At 56.1% G+C, this 4856-nt stretch carries 4 protein-coding genes; all 4 read right to left on the bottom strand.

Annotated features, from left to right (window positions below; all coding sequences use genetic code 11):
- Positions 1-87 precede the first annotated feature (87 nt).
- From KJ869_02700 to KJ869_02685, 4 genes are read right to left on the bottom strand one after another with little or no spacing between them, the layout of a single operon-like run.
- A complete protein-coding gene (locus KJ869_02700; GenBank protein ID MBU1576098.1) occupies positions 88-549 on the bottom strand; it encodes a hypothetical protein in 462 nt (153 codons plus the stop codon).
- Positions 537-3041, bottom strand: coding sequence for a mannose-1-phosphate guanyltransferase (locus tag KJ869_02695; GenBank protein MBU1576097.1), 2505 nt, complete (start codon positions 3039-3041; stop codon positions 537-539). The genes KJ869_02700 and KJ869_02695 overlap by 13 nt, the downstream gene beginning before the upstream one ends.
- Entirely contained in the window at positions 3038-4270 is a 1233-nt protein-coding gene (locus tag KJ869_02690; protein ID MBU1576096.1) for a hypothetical protein, read from the bottom strand. Before KJ869_02690 ends, KJ869_02695 begins: the two co-directional genes overlap by 4 nt.
- A gap of 46 nt (positions 4271-4316) precedes the next feature.
- A complete protein-coding gene (locus KJ869_02685) occupies positions 4317-4700 on the bottom strand; it encodes a DUF559 domain-containing protein (GenBank protein MBU1576095.1) in 384 nt (127 codons plus the stop codon).
- Positions 4701-4856 lie beyond the last annotated feature (156 nt).

Raw genomic sequence — 4856 nt, 5'->3', positions numbered from 1 at the left:
ATTTACTATCAAAATAAATGTATAAAAAACACCGAACCTAAAATTTCAGTTCGGCGTCGTCTGGTTCTCGGTAATTATACTCTAAAATCACTCGATTTTCAAACCCTCGACCCCGATTATCTGCCATTTCTTGTGTTTTTTCAGTTTCAGCGTCAGCAGGGCCGGATTGCCGAAAGAGCCCAAAATGAATCCCTGCTCGCCTCCCCGGCCCACCAGGACGATAACCCCGATGGTGTCTATGGCCTCATTACCGTTGACGTAAACCCTCTGATCGTCCAAAATGACCTTGGCCTTTTCGAACTCCCGGAAGAACAGGGTTAAACTGGTGTCCACTTTGGGCTTGTCGAAGGGATCACAATAGAAATCGGGGGCAATGTTGTCCAGGATCAGCGCCTTGTTCTTGGTCAGAAAGGCCTTGGTGGTCCGCTCCACGACGGCCTTGACCCTTGCTTTGGGGCTCAGCCAGCCGTTGTATACTATGGCAAAGATGATGAGAGCCATCAGCACTGCTGCGGCCAGGATCATCCGGGTTTTATCTACTTTAAACATTCTTCTATCTTCTTGGTGTATTCATTCACCAGCTCCTGGGCCCGGTTTTGATCGTCGGCCTCGGCGTTGATATGGAACAGCTCCCGGTTGGGGTCGGGCAGCACCTGCACCCAGTCCCGTCCGTAAAAAAGTTTGATGCCGTCAATGAACTGCTTCTCCGGATGGTCCTTGGTCTGCTCCATCAGGGTGCGCAGCACCAAGCCCTTCTTGCTCCATGGACAGGGGATGTTCTTCTTGACCATGTGGCTCACAGGGATCTCATCCGTAATGCTCCCCAGTTTACTGCCGGTTACCGCCATCAATTCCAGTATCTTGGTGATGGACAGCATGGCGTCGAAGGCCGGCTGGAACTCGGGAAAAATATAGCCGCCCCGGCGGCTGGCCACAAAGGCCACGGTCTCGCCGGCGGCCTCCTCGATCAGCGACCGGTTGTCTATCCGGCTGCGCTTGACCCTCACCTGGTACTTTTCTGCCATTTCCTCGATGGCCCGCGAGGCCGTCACCGGCACCGCCAGTTCCTTGATCTTCCGGCTCTTCATCACCAGCAGGGAGACCGCCGCCAGGGCCTGATCCTCGTCCATTATTTTTCCCTGCTCGTCCACCAGGTAGACCCGCTCGGCCCCGCTGTCCAACAGGAAGCCCACATCGGCCTTTATGGATTGCACCATCTGGGACAGCCTCTGCTGGGCGACGACGAAATCATCCCCGCTCTTGGTTAGCTTCTCGGGGTTTTCAAAGGCGTTCAGGGCCACCACTTCGATGCCCAGCTCCCCCAGAATGGAGGGAAATATGTTGGCCGCCGCGCCGTAGGCGTAGTCTATCACCACCTTGTATTTGGCCTCCCGGATGGCCTGGGTGTCGATGTATGACAGCAGGCCCTCCCGATAGCCCTCCATCACCCGGTGGGGAAATTCTATCACCCCGGTATCCTCGGGCTCGGCCCGGGCGAAATCCTCCCGCAAAAACATCCGTTCCAGGTTCTTGATCTTGCCGGCCGGGAGGTCCTTGCCGTCCTTGTCGAAGAAGATGATGTCCACCATCTTGGGATCGAAGGGCGATTTACGGGTATGCAATCCCCCCTGCTCCCCGCCGGACTTGAGTTGATAGCGGACGATGGGGATGGGCAGGGCCCGCAGTTCGTGGACCTTGACCCCGGCCGAAAGAAGCCCGGATATCACCGCCCGGTTGATCATCCGGCTGACCGGGTGGCTGTCCCGGCTGGTCAGCACCACCGATCCCTTGCCCAACAGGGCTCCGTAGGCCGCCCCCAGCTTGGCGGCGAACTCCGGGGTCATCTCCATGTTGGCCAGCCCGGTCACCCGGGGCCCGGCAAAGAACTCCTTGAACCAGCGGTCGCCCCAGATCAGGCTGGAGGTCAGCACCGCCTGGTCGTCCACCGACTTTCCCGGCCACACCTTGACATTGGCGCTGACCCGGGCCTGGCTGCCTATTTTCACCTGGCTGCTGAGGATGGCGTGTTCTTCGATCACCGCCTGGCTGCCGATCTCCACCCCATCGCAAATGATGGCCTCCTCGACCCGGGCCTTATCGCCGATCCGGCAGCCGGACCAGATGATGGAATGCTCGATGAAAGCATCTTCGCCTATATGACAGTCATCGCCTATCACCACGTCGTGCAGGTGAGTCCCCTGGCCGACCGTAACGTTCTTTCCCATGATCACCGCTCCGGTCAGCCGGGAATTTTTGGCATTGATATTGGAGCCCTTGCCCACCCAGACATCCTTGCCGATCAGGTTCAAGCGGTCGCCCTCGATGTCCACCCGGACCTCGCCCTTCAGGGCGTCCAGGTGGGCCTGGCGGTACTCGGTGATATTGCCGATGTCCCGCCAGTAGCCGTTGGTGATGCAGCCATAGAGCGGCTTGTTCTGGGACAGGATCAGCGGAAAAAGGTCCTGGGAAAAATCGAATTGCTTTTTACGGGGGATCAGGTCGAAGATCTCCGGCTGGAAGACATAGATCCCGGTGTTGATGGTATCGGAGAACACCTGGCCCCAGGTGGGTTTTTCCAGGAAGCGATTGATCTTGTCGTCCTGGTCGGTGATCACTATCCCGTACTCCAGGGGATTGGCCACCCGGGTCAGGGTGATGGTGGCCAGGGCCTTCTTTTTATTGTGAAAGGCGATGATCCCGCCCAGGTCGAAGTCGGTCAGCAGGTCGCCGGAGATCACGATGAACGGCTCCTTTAAAAGCTCCCGGGCCATGCCCACCGCCCCGGCGGTGCCGTAGTCGGCGTCCGGGCGGAGGTAATCTATCTTGACCCCGAAATCGCTGCCGTCGCCGAAATAATCCGAGATGCTCTCCGCCTGGTGGAACAGCAGGGCCGCCATCTCGGTGATCTGGTGCTCCTTCAGCAGCATTATGATATGCTCCATCATCGGCCGGTTGACCACGGGCACCATCGGCTTGGGTATCTTGCAGGTCAGCGGCCGCAAGCGGGTGCCGAAGCCCCCGGCCATGATGATCGCCTTCATCGCTGCTTCCCTTCGGATATATTTTCCCGGTCCCGGGCCGTAGCGTCAAAGATTTTTTTCATCAGCTCGGCATCCCTCTCCGGCAGTTCCTGTTTTCTTCGTCCCATCACCATTCGGCTGGTGGCCAGGGCTTTCTCCAGTTTGTGGTCGTGGAACTTGTCGCTGCATCCCCAGCTGAAGGACGGCAGGTATTTTTTCACCGGCCCGCCGAAGATGTTGCAGCCGATCCCCACCACCGCGCCGGTGTTGATCATGGTGCCGATGGCGGTCTTGCTGTGGTCGCCGATGAAACAGCCCGCCTTGATCCGGCCGGAGTCCACATATCTTCCGTTGACCCAGACGGTGATATTGCCGTAATTGTTCTTGAGATCGGAGTTGCAGGTCTGGGCCCCCAGGTTCACCCAGCTGCCTATGTAGCTGTGCCCCAGAAATCCGTCGTGGTGCTTGTTGGAGAAATCCATGATCACTGTTTCCTCTATCTCGCCGGCCAGCCTGCAGCCCTGCCCGGCGGAAACTCCGGGGCGGAGCTTGGCCCCATCTATCAAAGCATCGGGCCCGATATAGCAGGGGCCTTCGATACGACTGAAGGGCCGGATGACCGCCCCGGCCTCGATGATCACCGGCCCCTGCCGGGTGTCTATCACCACTCCCGGCTCGATGACGGCCTTGGCGGATATCTTCAGATCGCTGCGTTTCCCCAGCAGGTATGACCCTTTGGGCAAGGGATGAGAGCTGCTCTTGAAATAACCGGCATCGTTCGCTATGGCCGGGCCGTTATGATCCACCATCTCCCACAGATGACGGAATAATTTAGCCGAAGATGATATCTTTCTGGCCCCTTCGGCCAGTTTCAATAGAATGCTTTCATCCGGGTCTGAGGATAATATTTTCCCGATGCCCGGCGCATCATCCAGTTTCAGTGCGGCGATGAAACCGTCGCCGGTGACCGCCGCCTTCCCCTTGGTTTTCAGCAGAGCGGACAGGTCCTTCTGGGAGATGAAGGCCCGCCCGTTAACCAAGAGCACCGGCCCCTTGGCCACTGATAGAGCCGTGGAGAACATGCCTCTTTCCCGTTTCGTCCATTGGTGAACGATTGCGGACTTGACGCCTTTCTCCAGCCGCTGTTTAAGTGAAAAAGCCCCGCACCTTAAATCCCAGACTGGCCGGAGATAGGTCAGGGGATAAAGCTCGGGATACAGATGATCCTCGTATAAGATGATATTATGCATTTGATTGATCACCATCGGGTTAATAGATGATTAATAATAGCCTAAATCAAAGACGCTTGTCAACAGGATATGCCAGCTCCTTTATTTTGGATAACACCCAGTCGTTCTTATTGACAACCTCTTCGTTGGCAAAGCGAATGACCTTTATGCCGTATTGGTTGATTATCTGATCCCGGAGTTTGTCGTAGTCCTTCTGTTCTTCGTGTATTCCGCCGTCTATTTCTACCACCAGATTAAGTTCTTCGCAATAAAAATCAGCTATGAAGCCATGTATGATCTGCTGTCGCCTGAAATGAAGCCCCATGAATCTATCTGTTTTAACCGCATTCCAAAAGCATTTCTCGGCCAAAGTCATATTCCTTCGCATCCATTTGGCCAATTCTAATTTATTGGACTTAACCTTTTGTAAACGTATTAATCCGCTGGGCATGCTAACGCCTTTCGTTTCGACCTAACCCCTGCCCCTTCCCCATAGGGAAGGGGGGCTAAAAAGTCCCTTCCCTGGAGCCTGTCCTGAGTTGTGCATATATAAGGCTAGCGAAAGGATGGAAGGGATTTAGGGTTAGGTACCCTCCACTACCTTTAT

Source organism: Candidatus Edwardsbacteria bacterium (assembly GCA_018821925.1).
GTDB lineage: Bacteria > Edwardsbacteria > AC1 > AC1 > EtOH8 > UBA2226.
This window is presented reverse-complemented; position numbering and strand designations above follow the sequence as displayed.

Bases quoted from the DNA above. Each gene is read 5' to 3' on its own strand.
- KJ869_02690 (MBU1576096.1), bottom strand. From the start codon at position 4,270: ATGCATAATATCATCTTATACGAGGATCATCTGTATCCCGAGCTTTAT.
- KJ869_02700 (MBU1576098.1), bottom strand. From the start codon at position 549: ATGTTTAAAGTAGATAAAACCCGGATGATCCTGGCCGCAGCAGTGCTG.
- KJ869_02695 (MBU1576097.1), bottom strand. From the start codon at position 3,041: ATGAAGGCGATCATCATGGCCGGGGGCTTCGGCACCCGCTTGCGGCCG.
- KJ869_02685 (MBU1576095.1), bottom strand. From the start codon at position 4,700: ATGCCCAGCGGATTAATACGTTTACAAAAGGTTAAGTCCAATAAATTA.